The organism is Halorubrum sp. CSM-61, assembly GCF_003781945.1.
GTDB lineage: Archaea > Halobacteriota > Halobacteria > Halobacteriales > Haloferacaceae > Halorubrum.
In genome coordinates, this window is sequence record NZ_RJJW01000001.1 from 562,009 (window position 1) to 581,531 (window position 19,523).

Genomic DNA, 19,523 nt, shown 5'->3' on the forward strand with positions numbered 1-19,523 from the left:
ACGAGGGGGGTCGAAAATTACGTCGGAAACGTGGGGTTGGTTCGAAACGACGGAAACCAGGGGTGGGGTCTACTACGACAGTTCGTTGGAGGCTCCGAACGAGCTCAAAACGGCGTCCCTCTCACCGGAGAGCTCTCGATGAATGTCGGACCGATCCCACCCGAGCGGTGAAAGCACGCTCTCGACGGCTCTGACCAGCTGCGTTTCGTAGTACGAGGCGTCGTAGGTCTCGATCTCCTCGTGGGCGAGGGCGACACGGTCTCGCGAGGATTTCTCGTCGTCGACGACCACGTACTCGATATCCTGGCCCGGGTGGACTGCCAGGTCCTGCTCGCGGGCTCGCTTCAAGGCGGCCACGTTCTGGGTATTCTGTGAGTAGCCTTCCAGCGGCTTGGAGACACGGTTCCGCTCGACGAGCCGCTCCACTGCTACGGTGCCCGCCTGTAGTTCGCCGATTGCTCGTTCGAGCCGTCCGAGTACCGCGTCCGGTGACCGCGTGGCATCGAGCTGGTCGAGACAGTCCCGCTGGACGTCCTCGATGAACGGCGGGGTCGAGCGCTGCCGGGCTTCGATGCCTCTGACCTTGAAGTCGTCGTCGCCGGCGACCTTCCCGAAGTACTTCGTCAACGCCCCGGCGTCGCTCTCGCGCTGCGGGACGAACGCCACCCAGTCGTAGTGAGCCTCGTGTTCGAGCCGAATCTCGACGCGTTCCGTAATCTCCGTCGCAAGCGTCCCGAGGTCCTCGCGGTCCTCGTCGTCGACGTCAGGGTCCGGCGTCACCCAGATGGAGTCGACGATGCCGTGGACGACCCGCCAGCCGCCAGCTTCCAGCCGCTGTTTCGCCGTCAGCAGAATCTCGCGAGCGAACGCGTTGATTGCTTCGTGGCACTCGATGCGGCCGAACTTCGCGTTGCTGAACCCTTGATAGCCGAAGCAGGCGACGAGGATCCACTTCAGCGCACCCGACCGTCCCTCGAGTTCCGCCAGTCGGTCCTCGTCGGGGTTGTCCCGTTCCTTCTCGTGACGGATGGCCGCCTTGATCTCGTCGCGCGCGTCGATGATCGGCTGCAGCACGTCGACGAGGTAGCCCCGGTCGTCGCAGATCGAGTACCCGAGGCCGGGGACGTCGTCGCGGTCGCTGTGGCACTCACACCGGATGACGTCCGGCGAGACGTTCCGGGTACAGATGATGTTCGGGTACAACGAAGAGAAGTCGAGTTCATGGACGTTCTCGTGAAGCCCGACCTTGGGTGCGAAGATGAAGCCGCCACGGTCGGCGTCGTGGAGCGTCCCCATCGGCTTGTAGAACTCGTGACGCCAGAAGTTCCATGGCACGAGGACGTCGCGGTCGTGGGCCTCGCAGATCTGGATCGCCGTGAGCACGTTCCCGATCGACGCCCACGCAAGTTCCTGGACGGGCTTCTTTGAGCGCGACACGAGGTCGAGAACGCCGTCGAGGTTCGTCTCTCCGTAGAAGAACGTGTTCGACTCGTCGATAATCGCCCGGCCGGGCACGTTGTACCGCGCCGGCGAGTGGCCGACGCGGCCGTAGCTCGAGTACGTCGACCGGCTCGCGAGCTGCTGGTAGTCGACGTCCGGCCACCGACTCAGCGAGAAGCCGTCGACGCCGGCGTCCGTCGCCATCTCGTACAGGGTCGGGACGATCTCGCTGGTTGAGCAGACCAGGACGTCCGGATCGTGCGCTTCGAGTGCCCCTTGGACGGCGGTCAGGATATCCGTCGGCGAGCCGGTGACGGTGTCGCCGGCGACGGACAGTTCCTCGTAGACGTCGTTGCTCGTTTCGGTCACCGGAACACTGAGACAGAGCGTCGACAGCTCGCTCGCCGGCGTCGGATCGGCGCCGGTCTCCAGACAGTACCGAAACTCTCGCGAAAAGTCCACGTTGAAACAGGCGAGATCCCCGACTGGATAGGCCGACAGCTGACGCGCCTGCCGGGCGAGTGGAGTGACGCGATCGATGTGGGCAACGTCGACTGCGAGAACGGCCTCCTCGTCTCGTCGAAAGCCGGGGCGTCGCGCAACCATCTCGGTCGCGACGACGTCCGGGTGCTGGTCGTACACCGACTGGAGTGTCGTGAGGTCGAGGTCGGCATCAGGGTCGCGAGCGGCGACGTAGAAGCGTGGGGTGTAGTCATCGCGCTCGGTCGCGACGGCGCCGTCGGCGGTTGCCTCCCACTCCAGGACGCGGCCGTGGTCCAGAAAGTCGATACTGAACGGCATCGTCACGGGTTCGCGTCCGGTGGGGTACTCTCCTGGTCATCGCGTGCTGCGACCGCGGCTTCGAGCTCCTCGAGGCGTTCCTCGTGGTCGTCGAGGCGGGCCTCCTGTTCGATATCGATGCTGAACAGCGCCGGCAGCAGCGGATTCTGGTGGTTCAACAGCCCGCTCGCGTCGGCGTGCTCGCGGGCATACTCGAACAGCCGGTCGAAGCGCGGCTGGTCGCGACGCCGCAGTGCCCGGCGGAACTCCGCCCAGCGCTCTTCGATGGCCCGGAGCGCATCCCGGTACGTCGGGTTTGTGCGCCCCATCGCTATCGGCCTCCTGTCCCGGTCGCGGTCCACGCATCGAGCAAGGGGTCCGCAGTGGCCGCCACCGTCTCACCGTTAGCTGTGACCCCTGTCCCGACACCCTCCGGGGTCGGCGTCGACGGCGCCGGCGTTGTCGGTTCCACGCCGACCTGCGTGGCGCGTGCCACGAGCAGCTGCCGCCAGTACGCGAACGTCGTCTGGTAGTACGCGCCGTCGTCGACGGGATAGACGAGCGTCTCGAAGTCCTCGCCGACGACCCGTGGCCCCATCCGAGTCTGCTCGCACTCCAGATGGTGGTCGGCGACCGTCGCGACTGGCTCGGTGAATTCGTTTCGTTCGTTTCGCGTAACGAGCACCGGGATGTCGTACCCCTCGGCGTAGGTCGCCAACCGGGCGAGAGTTCGGGCCTGGAGGGTTTTCGCGTGGGTTTCGCCGAGGGTATCGTCGGCGCGGTACTGGGCGTCGACGGCCGGCGCGATGATGAGGGCGGGCGTGTGGGGCGATGTGTTCTCGTCACGACCTGGCGCCCCTCGACTGGCCGCCCCGGCATCGACGGTGGACATCTGGATCGACTTGTTCACTGCCGTAGGGAGATCACAGACGGCGCCGTAGTGCTGGTAGGCGGTGAATCCGCGGGCGACGTGAATTCGGTTGAGCAACCGTTGACTGGGGGCTATCTGCGTCAGCGTGGCCGTCGTCGCATGGCCGTTTGCGTCAACCCAGAATGCAGGCCCGCCGTGTAGGAGGAGATGGTCGAGTACCAATGACTGAAGGATCGGAACACCCCGATCACCTTCGACATCGAGGAGCGTGATACCGTCCTCAAGGGAGGGAAGCAGCATTCCGTCCGTCGCGGGATCGGCTTGATTAGCCAGATTCTGGTTGCGGTCAGCGCTCCGTGTTGGCTGGTCTACCGCCAATCGGTTCGACGTCGATGTGGAGCGGTTGGGCATACTCCAGTAGATGGCCACGTACCAGATAAGCCGCGGCGTGTCGCTTCCGCATTTCCAAGGAATGACTGAGTAATGCGGTAAATCGGACTCAGACGCTGGATTTTGGCGATCGTCCGAAGGTTTCCGAGAAGGCTTCCAGAATGACCTTGGTTCGGATGATTCGTAGCGAGTGGGCCCATCCTTTCAGGCTAGGCCTGAGCGACAACACGGCCCCACAATCCAGGTGCTACAGCTTGTCAGGATGTTCTACCGCCTCTAGACCGGCTTCGATAATCTCTTGATAGGCTTCTTCGAGGTCCTTGTCCTCTTGTTCGGCGTAGTCTTTCACCCGCCCATTCAGTGTGTGCGAAATGTCGATGTTCGGTCGCATCGTTTGTGTCCAAAAGACATTTAGACATTCAGGAACAAATGTCTGTTGTCGTGAGGCGAACCAATACGTTCGCGGTGCGACCGCTCTCTGAGCAGGATGAGCAGCTGCTCCGCGAGCTGTTGGACGCCTCCGCCAGCCTGTGGAACGAACTGAACTACGAGCGCCGCCAGAACTTCTTCGACGGCGACTCCGTATGGGATACTGCCGACTACCGCAAACAGTACGTCGGTGTCCTCGGGTCCGCTACTGCCCAACAAGTCATCCGTAAGAACAGCGAGGCGTGGCGGTCGTTCTTCGCCGCCTGCGAAGATGGCGAGGACACAGCCCCTCCCGGTTACTGGGGCAACGAGGAGGCCGGTAGAGAGTTGCGGACGTACATCCGTAATGACTCCTACACCATCGAAACTGGTGAACGGAGTCGCCTCGAAATCCCGGTCGGCCAAGACCTGAAAGACGAGTACGGCCTTGGCTACTACGACCGGCTGCGGCTCGAAGTCTGCGGCGCTCCCAAGTGGGACGGCGAACAGGGCCGATTGGAACTGTACTTCGACGAGATCGACGACACGTTCAGAGCCATTCAGCCTGTCACTGTCCCGGATTCTCGACAGGATTCACCACTAGCCGACGAATCGGCTGCTCTGGATGTAGGCGCGAACAATCTCGTCGCCTGTACCACCACCACCGGTCAACAGTATCTCTACGAGGGGCGCGACCTGTTCGCCCGCTTCCGTGAAACCACCGAAGAAATCGCGAGGCTCCAATCGAAACTCCAAGAGGGCCGAAACAGCAGTCAGCGGATTCGATCCCTGTACCGCAAGCGAACGCGCCGCCGCGACCACGCCCAAGACGCTCTCGTGCGGAATTTGATCGAGCGACTATACGACGAAGGTGTCGATACGGTGTACGTCGGCGACCTTACCGACGTGCTGGTGGACTACTGGAGCGCGGAAGTGAACGAGAAAACTCACCAGTTCTGGGCGTATCGCTCGTTCATCGATCGTCTCGCCACGACCGCCGAGGAGTACGGTATCACGGTCGAAGTTCGCTCAGAAGCATACACGACGGCGGAGTGTCCAGTGTGTGGCGAACGAGAGAAGACGGAACGAGACGGTGACGTGTTCCGCTGTTCGTGTGGCTACGAGGGGCACGCCGACCTCGGTGCGTCACGGACATTCCTCGAACGACAGGCTGGCGTAAATCTGGACGTCGGGTCGATGGCACGGCCCGTGCGCCTCAAGTGGGACGACCATATCTGGTCGGAGCTATCACGCTCTCCCGAGAGGGCCAGTCCCAACGAGGAGCGCACAAACCGGAGTACCCGCACGGGGAAACTTGCCTCCGTGGGTGCGGCATAGCCAATACCCCCACCGGAGGAATCCCATTCCCCTAAGGATGGGAGGATGTCAATGGGCGCGATCTGGGCGAGTGTACTAGTTGTCCACAGTCTCGATACGCTTCGCCGTGGCGCTTCCGCGGTTCAGGAAAGCAACGAGATAGATGGCAGCCCGATCTCGGTCGTCGTGTTTTGCGGACGATTGACTATCTCCGCTGGCGCTCAGTTAACCAACACACCGAATTTTCCGGGGCTGTTTGTTGGTTAAGGGCGTTGCTGCTGACGAGATTCCTGTGCGACCACGTTGAAGATGCTTCCCTCCGAACTCCTCGGTATGTGTGGCCGGAACTCGCTCTTCATCGACCAAGCAGACCTCGAGGCCCGCTTCGATGCCGAGGTCGTCGCGGACGGCGGGTACACACCCCGATACAACATTGCGCCTGGCGACGACCTCCACATCATCACGAACGAGGCCTCCGACGAAATCGACGCCTATCACTGGGGATTGATTCCGTTCTGGGCGGACGAACCCGAGGAGGGCATCATCAACGCTCGCTCCGAGACTGCCGACGAGAAACGCGTCTTCGAGCGGGCGTGGGAATCACGTCCCTGTCTGGTCCTCTCGTCAGGGTTCTACGAATGGAAATCGCCAAATGGCGGGTCGAAACAACCCTACCGGATTTACCGCGAAGACGACCCTGCCTTCGCGATGGCTGGACTCTGGGACGTCTGGGAGGGCGACGACGAGACGATCCCGTGCGTCACGATTCTCACGACGGAGCCGAACGACCTGATGAACTCAATCCACGACCGGATGCCGGTCGTCCTCCCGAGGGACGCCGAATCCGACTGGCTCGCCGCAGATTCGGACACCCGCAAGGAACTGTGCCAGCCGTACCCGAAGGACGATCTAGATGCCTACGAAATCTCGACGCGGGTCAACAACCCCGGCAACGACGATCCCCAGGTCATCGAGCCGCTGGACCACGAGCAATCGGGCCTCGGCGAGTTCAGTTCTTGATAGCTGACGGGGTCACAGTCACTGCATCGGCGACGCCGCTGCCGAATCGACGAGCGAGTACTCTCGGTCTCGACTCGTCCCTTCCGCCTCGAGGAGGTTGTACTGCTCCATTTTCGAGAGGTACGTGCGGATAGTCCGCTTCGTCCGCGGATCATCGACGTCCTCGGTATAGCGCTCGTGAATCTCGCTCGGCCCGACCGGGCCGTGCTCGCGAACGACGTCGTAGACGACGCGCTGGTGCGGCGTGAGCGAGTCGAGGCTCTTCTGCTTGATCTGGGCCCGAGCATCCTCGGCGGCGTCCAGGAGAATGTCGTCGGTGATGCGCTCGTGGTTCTCGCGATCGGCCTTGCCGGCGGCCGTTCGGAGGATGCCGATTGCGAGACGGGCGTCGCCGGCGGCCGCGTCGGCGATCCGGTAGAGCTGGTCGTCGGTGATGACGTCCTCGTCGAGTCCCCACTTCGCCCGCGCACTCAGAATGTCGTACAGCTGCTCGTCGTGGTACTTGTCCATCCGGACGTGTTCGCTGGAGCGCAGGCGGCTCACGAGGCGGTCGTCGACGCGGCTGAACAGTTCCTCTTCCTTGTTCGCGATGCAGATGATCGCGAACTGCGGGAGGCTGTGGAGGTCGTAGATGACGCTGGGGTCCTCCAGCTGGTCGACCTCGTCGAGGATGACGACGGTTCGTGGGCCGTCGTGCTGCTGGAGGCGATCGACGAGTTCGTCGTGCGGCGTCGACTGTCGGTGGATGTCGATGGTCGCGCCGAGGTCGTCGAGGATCTGGTAGAGCGTGCGGAACCGCGTGTAGTTACGCCAGCAGTTGACGTAGGTGGCCTCGACGTCGAGGACCTCTTCACGCAGCCGTTCCGTGACAAATTTCGAGATACACGTCTTCCCCGTCCCACTGGGTCCGGTGACGATAGCTGTGTCAGCTGGTTCTCCGTTCGTGATGGGCTCGAGAACGCTGGAAAGGTGGTTGACCTCAGCGTCGCGATGCTCAACTTCTCGAGGGACGAATCCGGCACGGAGAACGCGAGCATCGCGGATCATCTGTCTCTGACAGACTGGTTTCTCGGCTAGTAATAAAAACGTGACCGGGTCGGTTCCGGAAACGATTCAATTAGTCCCGTTCTATCTGAGTTGATTCCCGCGTTGTAACGCGATTTATTTTGTGGAAAACCAACCTTTCCGGGATTTTTCGGGATAACGTTTGAACGATACCTTAGAGTAGCCGGGGATCGCGCCACTGGACATCTGCTTTTGCTCTAACCTCCAGTTGAACACGATAGGTGTCCTCTGTGACAACTGATTTTTACCTCGGTTGTATTGGACAGGGTATGGTCAATCCCCGTGCACCCCGGGTTTTCAATCTATACGACATTATCGGCGTCTTCTTGCCCGGGGCGACTCTGCTGTTCGGGATTCTAGTTCTCTTTCCGGATCCACCTGTTCCCTCTGCTATCTGGGAGTACCTGTTCTACCTGATCGTAGCGTTTTCGTTGGGCCATATTGCCCAGGCGTATTCTTCTTCGGCCATGGGTGAGCTGAAGGTATTTGAGAACACGATGGATGAGACTAGAAACGTCTTAGTAGACGATGATGAGGATGATAATGATACTGGGGAAGGAGATGAGGGTAGTGGTGATGGTGAGGGGAACAATAAAGAAGAGTCGCCAGATGATCAGGACGACGAAGATACTGGTGGAGAGGATGACGATTCTGGGCTTAGAGAACGTTTTTCGAACTCCTATTGGGGACACCGGATTCTGCTTTTTATTTTGTACCCGTTAATCGGCCCGGTTGTGTGGTTGTGGTGGTCCCCGAATGATGATGAGGTGGAAGAGCTTCTGCACGCAAATCTTGTCTGGAAAAATCTAAGACAAACCTATGATTTAGATGTCGGGATAGACCGATATGAGGATCTGCAGCAGATGATTTCAAGCCGGGTTGACGATCCGAGGTCGCCTGTACGGTCGTATCGTTTTCAGGCTATCAGAAATTTCCACCGTGGTATGTGGGTTTCTGCTTGGTTTGTCTGGCTATTCATCGTCGCTTATGAAATTGGTGCGTTTATTCCTCTTGACGGGTGGCCTTACCGTGGTCTATTTTGTTTTGGAAGTGTAGAAATCTGTTCTCCTTTCATAATCGAATCTTATCCCACTGTGGTGATTTTCTCCTTGTTACTGGCTGTACTGTTTGTATCTTGGAGATTGACTGTTTACTACGAACGAGTCTTTATTCGGTATCTTATCACGGATTATTTCGTGGCTATCCAGAACCAGGATACGGGTGAAGTTGGGAGCGGTAATGGAGGCTGACCTAACTTTTGATGCGGAATAAAATACGGATCGACCTTATGTGTAGCACATTGTTGATGGGAGGCTGTCTTGCGATTTCTTGGTGAGCCAGGTAAATTGAGAACGTACGAATCTGCAGCTCTGACGTCTACCTACTTAATAAGGTCCAAAGGCACAGTATCAACAACCTCCTACTGAAGAGCGTACGGATGAAATAGAGAGCCTTAGTCGTCAGCAGGCATTGCAGTACGACCGTTTTCCTCCTCTTCTCGCTGAATCTCGACGCACTGCCAAGCGGTGTTTCGCTCGTTCATACTTTCAAGAGTCGCTGTGATCTTTTCACCCTCGTTCAGGCTTTCCAACTCATCTTGACAGCCATTGTCGAGAGGGATCGCGAACTGGAGACCACGCTTTTCACCTTCTCGTAGTTTTAGCCAGACGTATTCATCATCGAACTCCGCCACGGTGAATTTCTTCGTGGCTCTTTGGCTCATTAGTGTGATGTTCGCCCCCGAACAGGATAAATGTTTTCCATCCCTCAGTTGTCAGCTCTGCGCACAACGGTTTTGGATTTATGTACTCTGGGATCCAGAACTACCAGCTTCCTGGGGTTTTTTCAGGCGTTGCGAGAAACATGATTATTGACTGCTTCGAGATGTATATGATTACTTATAGTAATTCTGAAGGCAGATACGCCGACAGATATAAATGACTTGACTAGTTTAGGAAGTGCTACAACGGCTTTGAAAGGGCTTCAGACGGGCGCGGACAATATTGTCAAAGTATCAGAAATGTAAAATTTAACGGAAAGTTATCTTTTTGTCTTTTAACTAAAGAGTGGTCCGGTATACGTGTCAAAGTTAATTTACATCTTTGAATATGATGTGGAATAAACTCGTCGTATCTATTTTCTTATTATTATCGATCTTTTATCCCATGTCGAAAAGTGCTGAGGTGCTGGCCACCAGACTAAGGAACGGGAGGACGTCCGAAGGGGAAGCTCCCTCTAGCACAAGAGAAACTCAGAATTTTTTGCCTGACTTCCCTAATGATCAGACGGCAGCCGTCCCGCGGTTCCACTTTCACTCCCCTTGGCGGAGGTATTAGACAGTAGAGTTTCAACTAGAAAGGAGAGCCCACCCGCGCTGGAAGGAGGGAAAAACCAATGCCCATCTTCAACGTCGACACGGAGGAGATAACAGCATTCGACTTCGGGAACACATACCTGTTCACAGCGTACTTCGACGAAGAACAGCTCTTCAACCAGCTCAAAAAGTACTACAATAGGGACAAATACCGTTTCAAAGTCCCAGAGGAAGACCTGGAAGAGGTACAACAAACACTGGACAACTACTTCTACGAACTGGTGCTAGAGGACTCCCCTGAGGAGTACTGTGTCGTCGCAGACGAAGAAACAGATTCAAACGCGATACTAAGTAACTCAGTAATGAGAAAGCAACGCCGGAACCACGATATCTACTTAATGAAAGACAAACTATCACTCGAGCAAGCCGTTGAACAGGGCGCTATTCGGGTAGAAAAATCGGAGGTCAACGCAGGGAATCTAGAATGGAAAACCAACGGATCATAGCGGGGCCACTCGTCAATCCACCGGTAGGTACGGGTAGATACAAGTATCTCCCGAACAGCAATCTTACCAAGAGGATATCATCATGAGTACAGATAATTTAGAGGTTGCGAAGACTGGCCAGGAAAAAGGCGAGTCCGTTTTCGACAACCGCTCTCTTGAAGACATCTACGGAGAGATACAGGAAACCTATCTGGCGGACGACCGCCCCTGGGTCATCGGCTACAGTGGCGGCAAGGACTCCACCACCGCCCTCCAGCTAATTTGGTACGCCATCGAAGACCTTCCAGAAGAGAAGAGGCAGAAACCGATCCATGTCATCTCAAGTGACACATTAGTAGAGACGCCGAAAATCGTCAACCACATCATCTCTACTCTGGAAAATATCAACGAGTACGCAGAAAAGAAAAATCTGCCCTTCACCGCCCACAAAGTCACACCCAAGGTTGACGACTCCTTCTGGGTCAACCTCATCGGACGGGGCTACCCAGCACCCAACCAGAACTTCCGCTGGTGTACCGAACGCCTGAAAATCGATCCTGCAGATCGGTTCATCGAGAACCAGGTATCCGAACACGGCGAAGTTGTCGTAATCCTCGGAGCACGGAAAGCAGAATCCGCCACCCGAGAACAGGTAATGGAGATGCACAGCATCGACGGAACCGTCCTCTCACGTCACAACAAGTTCGCTAACGCCTTCGTCTACACACCTATCGAGGACTGGATCGTCGACGACGTCTGGACCTACCTCATCCAAGCCGTCGACAACCCCTGGGGTAAGAACAACCGGGACCTCGCCGCACTCTACCAGGAAGCGGACGACGAGTGCCCGATGGTGATCGACACGAAGACACCCTCCTGTGGTAACAGCCGATTCGGTTGCTGGACCTGCACCGTCGTCTCCGAAGACAAGGCGATGGAGAACATGATCGACGAGGGCGACGAATGGATGGAACCCCTCCTCGAGTTCCGTGACTTCCTCAAAGAAACGCAGGATCCCGAGAAGAAGCCGAACTACCGGATGGTCAAAGGCCGCCAACACGGCTACGTCAAAGAGAAGACCAACGGCAGTGACGGCATCATCCCCCGCGCCCACAAGTTCGAGTTCTGCAAAGACCTGCTCCGGAAACTCCTGGAGACCCAGAAAGAGGTCAACGAGAAGATCCCCGAAGATGAGGAAATGGATCTCATCCGGGAGGAAGAACTCAGAGAGATCCGTCGTCTCTGGCGCGAAGAACGTGCTGACTGGGAAGACTCCGTACCCCAGATCTACAACGAGGTCATGGACGACGACCTGGACTGGGTCCACGACGACCTCGGCTCCTTCGGCGAGATGGAGGCAGAAGTCCTCAACGAGGTCTGTGAAGAACACGACGTCCCTGCCGAACTCGTCAAACGCCTGCTCGACACCGAGTTCCAGCACTACGGCATGAAACGCCGCGCATCCATCTACAGCGAGCTGGACAAAGTCATGCGGGAGGACTGGCGGGACATGGAAGAGATCGTCGCAGAACTCGAAGGTGAAGACCGTATAGAAGCGTGGGAATACGACGGAGTAGACGTCTAACGGACAAGGCTACATGAGAATCAACAAGCTAATCATCACAGACTTCGGCCCCTACAGAGGACGTAACGAAATCGAGCTTAGCTCAACTGAAGACGCCCCCATCGTACTGTTTGGCGGGAAAAACGGGGCAGGGAAAACCACGCTATTCGAAGCAATCGGGTTCTGCCTCCACGGCAAATCCTCTCTCGGCCGGCGCACCGCTAGGAAAGACTACGAACAAGCAATCCGCAGCAAGCTCCACGAATACCCTGACGGCAAAGCGGATACAGCAGCCGTCCGACTCGAGTTCGAGTACTCCCACATGGGCGAAGTGGACCACTACTCCGTGGAGCGTTCCTGGCGCGACCGTGGCAAAAGCATCGTCGAGGACCTGAAAGTCCGGAGGAACGGTGAGATCCCCTCCGAACTCAACGAGGACCAGTGGCAGGACTTCCTGAAAGAACTGGTTCCACCAGGAGTCTCCCAACTGTTCTTCTTCGACGGGGAGAAAATCCAGGAGCTTGCGTCAGCAGTCGAATCTGACGCCGACTTCGAGGACTCGATGTACTCACTCCTCGGCCTCGACCTAATTGAACGCCTGGACACCGACCTATCCATCTACATCTCCCAGAAGCTCGAAGAAAGCGGTGTAGAAGGGATCAACGACGAAATCCAGGAACTTCAGAACCAGCGAGACGAAATCGAACAGGAGTTTGAGGACCTGAAACAGGAGAGAGAACAGAAGGAGCAGAGACTGGCAGAGCTGGAAGACGAGATCGACAGCAAGGAATCGAAGATCGCCCAAGAGGGCGGCTCCTACGCCGACAAGCGGGAGGAACTCAAGGAACGCCGAGCTGAACTGAACGCCAGTATCGAGCAACTCGAAGACCAGATCCGGGATCTTGCAGAAGGCGCGTACCCGTTCACCCTGGCACCGGATCTCTGTGAATCCGTAGTTGACCGGTTGAAGACTGAGACCGAACGCCAGAACCGGGCGACCGCCAGGAACGAGCTGACCGACGAACTCGACGACGTACTCGGTGACGAGGATGTCTGGGAAGAGATGGATATGCCGGAGGATCAGGTCGGACAGCTCTCTGACCGCATCCAAGATAAACTCAAAAGCCGGCTGGAAATCGAAGACGAGGAGCCGGAACTCGCCCACCAGTTCTCGGAGGCACAGCGACAGGAGATCTACTCGCTTACCGACCAAGCCCTAAACGACGTCCCGGACCAGCTTGCCGACCTCACAGAGAGCCTGGAAGACAAAACCCGGGAACTCCAAGAGGTCGAATCCGGTCTCAACAAGGCTCCTGACCAGGAAGTCATCTCACCCCTGATCGATGACCTGAACGAGCTTACCGAGGAGAAGGGAGCCATCAAATCGCGGCTGGAAGAACTGGAGGAAGAAATCAGTACAGCGCAGACCCGGTTAGAGCGGAAAGAGAACGAGGTCGAAAACAAGCTGGAGCAGAAGTCCCGTGTCGAAGATGTCTCCGAACGGGCAGACCTCGCCTCTGACGTCCGGAACGCTGTGAAGGACTTCCGCGAGGAACTCGCCAAAAAGAAGCTGCGGAAACTGGAGTCGAAACTCAGCGAACGCTACATCACTCTCTCCAACAAGGGCGACTTCTACGAGAAAATCGAGATCGACGAAGAAAATCTTGACATCACGATCAAGACCATCCACGGCAACAGCAAGCCGCATACAGAGCTCTCAGCCGGGGAACGGCAGATCTTCGCAACATCCCTTCTCTGGGCACTGGCAGAGATCTCCGACCGGCCACTACCCTTCATCGTCGACACACCGCTCGGCCGCCTCGACAACGATCACCGGGACAACCTGATCACCCACTTCTTCCCTGAAGCAGCACACCAGGTAATCATCTTCTCCACCGACACGGAGATCGATGACCACCAGTACAAGAAACTGGAAGGCTACATCTCCCAGGCATACCGTCTGGAGTACGACGAAGAGGAAGGGAAAACCGTTCCCTCGGAAGGCTACTTCTGGACCGAAGACGACGAAGATCAGCGATCACTCGGTGAGATTACATCATGAGCCAGAAATTCAACCGGATCACTATCGACAGCGACGCCACCAACCAGTTGAAAATGCTGAAAGCCAACACTGGGATGACACCCAACTACCTCGGCAGGATTGGCTTCTGCTACTCCCTCAATGAGCCACGACCTCCAAACCCGCAGCAGTACGACACTGACGGGCAAACCTTCAACCGGTACACCCTGCTCGGGGAGCACGACACCCTCTACATGGCTCTCCTGAAAGAACGACTGATCCAGGAAGGGAAAGACCCTGAAGAGGACCTGTACGAAGAGTTCGTCGCACACCTCAACCGAGGCGTCGAACGAGTGGCAGGTAACGTAAGCGACCTAAGCGACTTCTACGACCTCGTTCCCGGAGAGATAAAAGGACTGGAAGCCAAACAGGAAGGATAACGAATGACTTCTGACGTGGACACACCCATCTACCTCGACCACCACGCCACCACACCTGTCGACGAAAAGGTCGTCGAGGAGATGACCCCCTACTTCACTGAAAGCTACGGCAACCCTGCCAGCGAAGACCACATATTCGGGGCAAAAGCGAAGCAAGCCGTAAACCAGGCCCGAGAACGAGTCTCTGAAGCTGTGAACTGCCGTGAAGAAGAAATCATCTTCACCAGCGGAGCAACCGAGTCCGACAACCTGGCTATCAGAGGAGCAGCAGACTACGCAGCTGACCACGACAAAGGCAGCCATATCATAACCGCCGTCACCGAACACGAAGCAGTACTCGAAGTCTGTGAAGACCTGGAAACCGACGGCTTCGACGTTACCTACCTGCCCGTTGATAAAAACGGAAAAGTGGATCCTGCGGACATCGAGGCCGCAATCCGAGACGAAACCATCCTGATCTCCATCATGGCCGCCAACAACGAAATTGGCACCATCGCACCCATAAAGGAAATCGGAGAAATCGCCAAAGAGAACGAGGTCTTCTTCCACACCGACGCCGTCCAAGCACTCGGATACCTCCCCATCGACGTCGAGGAAATGGGTATCGACCTGATGTCTATCTCCGCACACAAGATCTACGGGCCGAAAGGCGTCGGAGCACTCTACGTCAGAAGACGGAACCCGAAAGTCAAACTCAACCCGTTACTCCATGGCGGAGGCCACGAACGAGGCTGGCGCAGCGGGACACTCAACGTCCCTGCAATCGTCGGGTTCGGAAAAGCCGTACAAATGGCGGATCGAAACCTGGAGGAACGGACTGAACACGTCGACGAACTCACCTCATATATGTGGGACCGGCTCGACGACGAACTGGACGATGTCGTACTCAACGGTCACCCTGAAGACCGGATCCCTAACAACCTCAACATCAGCTTCACTGGAGTAGAGAACAAAGCCCTGGTGAAAAACCTGCAGCCAGATATCGCCGTCTCCGCAGGATCCGCCTGTACGACTGGGACCGTCGAAGCCTCTCACGTTCTCCAAGCAATCACCGACGAGGAGGAAATCTGGCACCACGCAATCCGGTTCGGACTTGGGAAAGACAACACCCGAGAGGAAATCGAGTACGCCACTGACGAAGTGATCAATATCGTGAACCGCCTCCGCAACCTCACCTTCTGAACGAGGCACCGACCAACCCCGCTTGTAACCTAGTCAACTGGTTGATTCAGCTAATCACTACACTATCTTTTCTGGTGTATCAGTAACCGTCTGCGAAACCGATGGGCGGCAAAGGATTCAAATGGTCAGTGAGTGACCTACATCATAGATGTCAAACCCTCCCAAAGGGTTGAGGGACCTAGATCTCCCGCTGCTAATAGAAACATCCGACGTGGACTTCGCGGAGGATTTCTACAACCCCGCTCTGAGCGTAGCAGAAGAGTACAAACGAGGCGTCGGATACTTCACCAGCTCTTGGTTCCAGTTCGCAGCAAGAGGCCTGAAAGGACTCGCAGAAAACGGTGGAACAGCCAAATGGATCATCAGTCCCATCCTGGAAGAAGGCGACTGGGAAGCACTTCAAAAAGGGGAAGAAGCGAAACGAGATCAAGAGCTGTACGACCGGCTGAACCACATGGTCTCCGACATCGAGGAAGGCCTCGAGCAGGAAACCCAGAACACAATCGCCTGGATGATTGCCGACGGACTCCTCGACATCCGGATCGCAATAACCGGAGAAAACCTATCCGGCGACTTCCACGACAAATGGGGGATTGTCAGAGACGCCAAAGACGACAAAATCGCCTTCCACGGCTCACAGAACGACAGTAGACAAGGATTCTCCAACTACGAATCTTACTCCGTCTTCGCCTCCTGGATGTCCGACAGAGAAGAACAAAGAATCGACCAACACGAAAAACGGTTCGACGAAATCTGGGATAACGCCAAACAAGGCGTACACAGCATCTCTCTCCCCGACAGCATCTCCCTCGACATCGCGGAGCTTCGTGACGATGACCGCCCATACCAGAATCCATCGGAATCCAAGAAAATGACCAGCGCCTACCGATGGCGACATCAAGAGGAAGCAGTCAACGAGTTCCTCGAAGAAGGCCACGGAATCCTGAAAATGGCGACAGGGACCGGGAAAACACGCACCTCACTCAAAATCCTGAACCGGCTCCTACGTGAGGACAAAGTCGACAATGTCGTGGTCGCCACCTACGGGAACGACCTGCTGGACCAATGGTACAACACACTACTGGAAAACTTCAGCGCCGACGAAATGTGGATCTACAAGGAGTACGGTGGAAACCACGACCTCGGATCCTTCCTAACCAAGAATCGGGACAAACTGGAGGGCCTGATAATCTCTTACGACAACCTCCACGAATGCATAGACGCCGATATCAACAACAAACTGCAGAGAACACTGCTGATCTGCGACGAAGTACACAACATGGGCTCCAAGACGCGGAAACAAGCCCTGAAAGGCGAACTTGACGTATTCCGTCACCGCCTCGGCCTCAGCGCAACCCCCTTCGACCCATACGATCCGGACCGGAACGACTTCCTCCGAGATGAAGTCGGCCCCGTAGTCTACGAGTTCGGATTAGCCGACGCCATCCGCAGGGGAATCCTCTGCGAACTCGACTACACACCCCTGTTCTACGAACTCTCACCCAAGGACAAAGAGAAGCAACAAGACGCCTTCGGCCGGTTCCAAGGGATGAAAGCCGAAAATCCCACCCTCCCAAAAAGCCGTCTCTACATGATGCTGGCCCGGGTCAGGAAAGAGTCAGAAGAAAAACTGCCAGTATTCGAGCGATACCTGGAGAAGAACACCGATGTCCTCGAAGACTGCCTCATATTCGTTGAAACCAAGGAATACGGGAAAAAGGTCCAAGAGATAATCCACGAACACACTAAACGATACAGGACCTACTACGGTGAAGACGACGAGAAAAACCTAGTAGACTTCTCAAATGGAGAGATCTCCACACTCGTCACAAGTAAAGCGATTTCCGAAGGAATAGACATTAAATCAGTGAAGAACATCGTCCTATTCACTTCAAACCGGTCCAAGGGAACTACCATCCAGAGAATCGGTCGGGCGATGAGAACTAATCCCGATAACCCAGGCAAAACAGCTAACATAGTTGACTTTGTTGTCAGAAGCGACATCGAAGAAGACTCCGAGGAAGACGAAGGCGAGGATGAAGTCGAAACACCACCGGACAAAGAGCGATACGAATGGCTACTGGACCTCAGTGAAGTAACCAAGCAAGAATACTAACCTAATGACAGATCAACGCGATATCGAAGAAATAGCGGACGACGTACTCGACGAGTACGACCAGTCAGAGGATTTCAAAGACCGGTTCATGAACTTCTACGAGAACACGGTTGAGAACAATTTGGGAGGCACCTCGCTGGAACGACTCATCGACAACGTGGAGCTATCCGAGGAGGAGGAACTCGATGGATCTTAAAATCACAGGCATACGGTACGAGAACATTCGGGAGTTCGAAAATGTAGAACTCGACTTCGCTAATGGGTCAAACGACAACCCGCATCATATCTCTCTCGTCCAGATGCCGAACGGTACAGGGAAAACAACCACCATGAACCTGATCCGGACAACCCTCCTCGGCAAAGAGATGGATCAGGACGAGGTCAGATCCTACCAGCCAAGCGACTTCGACGCCATCGAAGGAGCATTCGAAATAGATCTCGTATCCTCCGGTGAACCATTCACACTCCGTCTCGAACTTGACTACGAGGTCGGAGATCACTCCTACCGGCACATCAAACCAAAGGAAGTCGGCGGAGGAGACATGGCCGGACACTTCCTCCCCAACGAACTCAACAACGTAATCACTGAGTCCTTCGTCGACCTCTTCGTCTTCAACGGAGAACTTACTGAGGAGTTCATCGAAACCGGAAGCGATGAAGCCGAAAACGCACTCAAAATCGTCAACTTCCTCAACCGGTTGGAAAACCAGAAAAACCAGATACAACAGACTGTCCAAAATCGGCAGGAGGACGCCAGCGTAACCACCCAGCAAGGCTACCGCAACATCCAGACAAGGCTGGAAACAACAGAGGAAAAACTCGAAGAACTCCAAGAAAAAAGAGATGAACTGGAAGACGCCGTCGAAGACCACGAGGAGACGATCGAAGAGCTAGAGGAACGACGTCAAGACATCCTCGCTGAAAACGAAGAGCAACTGGGGAAAGACAAACGCCTAGAGCGCCAAATCCAGAACCTGGAGAACGAACTGGAAACCGCTACCAAAGACCTGTTGAGCACAATGAGGAAGCCCAGCAGGCTTGACGAAGATCTCAACGACGACATGGAGAAGTTGCTGGAGAACATGAAGATTATGCAGCTCCCCAAATCCACGTCGCAGGAGTTCTTCACCGAGCTTTCTGAAGGAAAGAACTGTATTTGCGGTAGGGAAATCCACGAAGAACACGAGCAAGAGATCCTGGATAATGCCGAGAAGTTCCTCAGCGAGCAGGATATCGGGGTGCTCAACTCGCTAAAGGACAATCTCAGGGACACACCGGACTACGAAAGCTTCGACGACACCTTCGAAGAACTCCAGGAGAAACGAGACGACCTCAAACAAGCCGAAGAAGAGAGAGCCCGACTCGACCTTGATGACCCCAACCTCAACGAGAAACTCGACAAGATCATCGAGGAAATCGAGGAAGAGGAACACGCAAAAGAGGAGAAAGAGGACAAGCTCCGGCGTCTCAAAACCAACGACAAGAACGAACAAGCCGAGTTCGGCCTCGACTGGAAGAACAACATCCCGCTGTGCAAAAGGAAGCGTGAGCAGCGGAAAGAGGAGCTACGGAAGGCTAGTGGCACGGTCAACTTCGGGAAGAAAGCCGATATCCTGGAGGACATCTTCGAGGAATTCATCGAGGAATGCCTGAAGTCGATGAAGGAGAGTCAGATCGAGGAGACCAACAAGAAGCTCGAACGCATCCTCGGCCTCTCCAAAGTCCAAGTCGAAGACATCGACAACTCCATCAAAATCGAAGGCAGGGACGACATCTCTGAAGGCCAAAGCCTGTCCATCGCCTACGCCTACCTCTCCACCCTGTTCGAAGACTCCGCACTCGACGTCCCCTTCGTCATCGACAGCCCAGCAGTCAGTATCGACTACGAAAAACGCGCAGAAGTCGCACCAATAATCTCCGACCTCTTCGACCAGCTGATCATCTTTGTCATCTCCCCAGAAAGAGAAAGCTTCGTCAACGAACTGCAATCCAACGACATCCAGTACACCACAATCCACAAAACCGACACACCCGGGAAAATAGAGAAGCACCTCGACAAGGACTTCTTCATGGACTTCCAGTCCGAGGAAGAACGACAGGAGGCTGCATAA

General features: G+C 55.9%; 17 protein-coding genes. 11 read left to right on the forward strand and 6 right to left on the reverse strand.

The window, feature by feature from the left end:
• Positions 1–72 precede the first annotated feature (72 nt).
• From EDM04_RS03025 to EDM04_RS18400, 4 genes are all read right to left on the reverse strand, one after another.
• Positions 73–2,241, reverse strand: coding sequence for a type B DNA-directed DNA polymerase (locus EDM04_RS03025; protein ID WP_206424411.1), 2,169 nt, complete (start codon positions 2,239–2,241; stop codon positions 73–75).
• 2 nt (positions 2,242–2,243) lie between these two features.
• Positions 2,244–2,549, reverse strand: coding sequence for a hypothetical protein (locus EDM04_RS03030; RefSeq protein ID WP_123619665.1), 306 nt, complete (start codon positions 2,547–2,549; stop codon positions 2,244–2,246).
• A gap of 2 nt (positions 2,550–2,551) precedes the next feature.
• A complete protein-coding gene (locus EDM04_RS03035; RefSeq protein ID WP_123619716.1) occupies positions 2,552–3,391 on the reverse strand; it encodes a hypothetical protein in 840 nt (279 codons plus the stop codon).
• 337 nt (positions 3,392–3,728) lie between these two features.
• Positions 3,729–3,872 (reverse strand): hypothetical protein, encoded by a 144-nt coding sequence (locus EDM04_RS18400; RefSeq protein WP_164471072.1) that lies wholly within the window; start codon positions 3,870–3,872, stop codon positions 3,729–3,731.
• Positions 3,873–3,910: 38 nt separating this feature from the next.
• On the opposite strand from EDM04_RS18400, the gene EDM04_RS03040 reads away from it, so the two are divergent.
• Both EDM04_RS03040 and EDM04_RS03045 read left to right on the forward strand, forming a co-directional pair.
• Positions 3,911–5,227: an RNA-guided endonuclease InsQ/TnpB family protein gene (locus EDM04_RS03040; protein WP_394338973.1), complete on the forward strand. Its 1,317-nt coding sequence runs from the start codon at positions 3,911–3,913 to the stop codon at positions 5,225–5,227.
• A 312-nt stretch (positions 5,228–5,539) separates the two neighbouring features.
• Positions 5,540–6,226, forward strand: a complete 687-nt coding sequence (locus EDM04_RS03045) for an SOS response-associated peptidase (protein WP_123619667.1) — start codon at positions 5,540–5,542, stop codon at positions 6,224–6,226.
• Between the two features lie 18 nt (positions 6,227–6,244).
• Here EDM04_RS03045 and EDM04_RS03050 read toward each other — a convergent pair whose 3' ends face one another.
• The gene (locus EDM04_RS03050) at positions 6,245–7,273 is read right to left on the reverse strand and encodes a Cdc6/Cdc18 family protein (RefSeq protein WP_123619668.1); all 1,029 of its coding nucleotides are present in this window, start codon (positions 7,271–7,273) and stop codon (positions 6,245–6,247) included.
• 287 nt (positions 7,274–7,560) lie between these two features.
• On the opposite strand from EDM04_RS03050, the gene EDM04_RS03055 reads away from it, so the two are divergent.
• Entirely contained in the window at positions 7,561–8,541 is a 981-nt protein-coding gene (locus EDM04_RS03055) for a hypothetical protein (protein WP_123619669.1), read from the forward strand.
• 203 nt (positions 8,542–8,744) lie between these two features.
• Here the strand turns inward: EDM04_RS03055 and EDM04_RS03060 are convergent, their stop codons facing one another.
• Positions 8,745–9,014, reverse strand: a complete 270-nt coding sequence (locus EDM04_RS03060) for a hypothetical protein (protein WP_123619670.1) — start codon at positions 9,012–9,014, stop codon at positions 8,745–8,747.
• A gap of 671 nt (positions 9,015–9,685) precedes the next feature.
• On the opposite strand from EDM04_RS03060, the gene EDM04_RS03065 reads away from it, so the two are divergent.
• The 8 genes from EDM04_RS03065 (at position 9,686) to EDM04_RS03100 (ending at position 19,523) form a co-directional block, all read left to right on the forward strand.
• Positions 9,686–10,111 (forward strand): hypothetical protein, encoded by a 426-nt coding sequence (locus EDM04_RS03065; RefSeq protein WP_123619671.1) that lies wholly within the window; start codon positions 9,686–9,688, stop codon positions 10,109–10,111.
• An 82-nt stretch (positions 10,112–10,193) separates the two neighbouring features.
• Complete coding sequence (gene dndC, locus EDM04_RS03070) at positions 10,194–11,675, forward strand: DNA phosphorothioation system sulfurtransferase DndC (RefSeq protein ID WP_123619672.1); 1,482 nt, start codon at positions 10,194–10,196, stop codon at positions 11,673–11,675.
• Positions 11,676–11,688: 13 nt separating this feature from the next.
• Positions 11,689–13,716, forward strand: a complete 2,028-nt coding sequence (dndD, locus tag EDM04_RS03075; RefSeq protein WP_123619673.1) for a DNA sulfur modification protein DndD — start codon at positions 11,689–11,691, stop codon at positions 13,714–13,716.
• Positions 13,713–14,114, forward strand: coding sequence for a DNA sulfur modification protein DndE (gene dndE / locus EDM04_RS03080; RefSeq protein ID WP_096396433.1), 402 nt, complete (start codon positions 13,713–13,715; stop codon positions 14,112–14,114). The genes dndD and dndE overlap by 4 nt, the downstream gene beginning before the upstream one ends.
• Positions 14,115–14,117: 3 nt before the next feature.
• Positions 14,118–15,296, forward strand: coding sequence for a cysteine desulfurase family protein (locus tag EDM04_RS03085; RefSeq protein ID WP_123619674.1), 1,179 nt, complete (start codon positions 14,118–14,120; stop codon positions 15,294–15,296).
• Between the two features lie 148 nt (positions 15,297–15,444).
• Positions 15,445–17,412 carry a DEAD/DEAH box helicase family protein gene (locus tag EDM04_RS03090; RefSeq protein WP_096396435.1) on the forward strand — a complete coding sequence of 656 codons (1,968 nt, stop codon included), beginning with the start codon at positions 15,445–15,447 and terminating at the stop codon, positions 17,410–17,412.
• Positions 17,413–17,416: 4 nt separating this feature from the next.
• The gene (locus EDM04_RS03095) at positions 17,417–17,608 is read left to right on the forward strand and encodes a CxC ATPase DNA modification system associated small protein (protein ID WP_096396436.1); all 192 of its coding nucleotides are present in this window, start codon (positions 17,417–17,419) and stop codon (positions 17,606–17,608) included.
• Entirely contained in the window at positions 17,598–19,523 is a 1,926-nt protein-coding gene (locus tag EDM04_RS03100) for an AAA family ATPase (protein ID WP_123619675.1), read from the forward strand. Before EDM04_RS03095 ends, EDM04_RS03100 begins: the two co-directional genes overlap by 11 nt.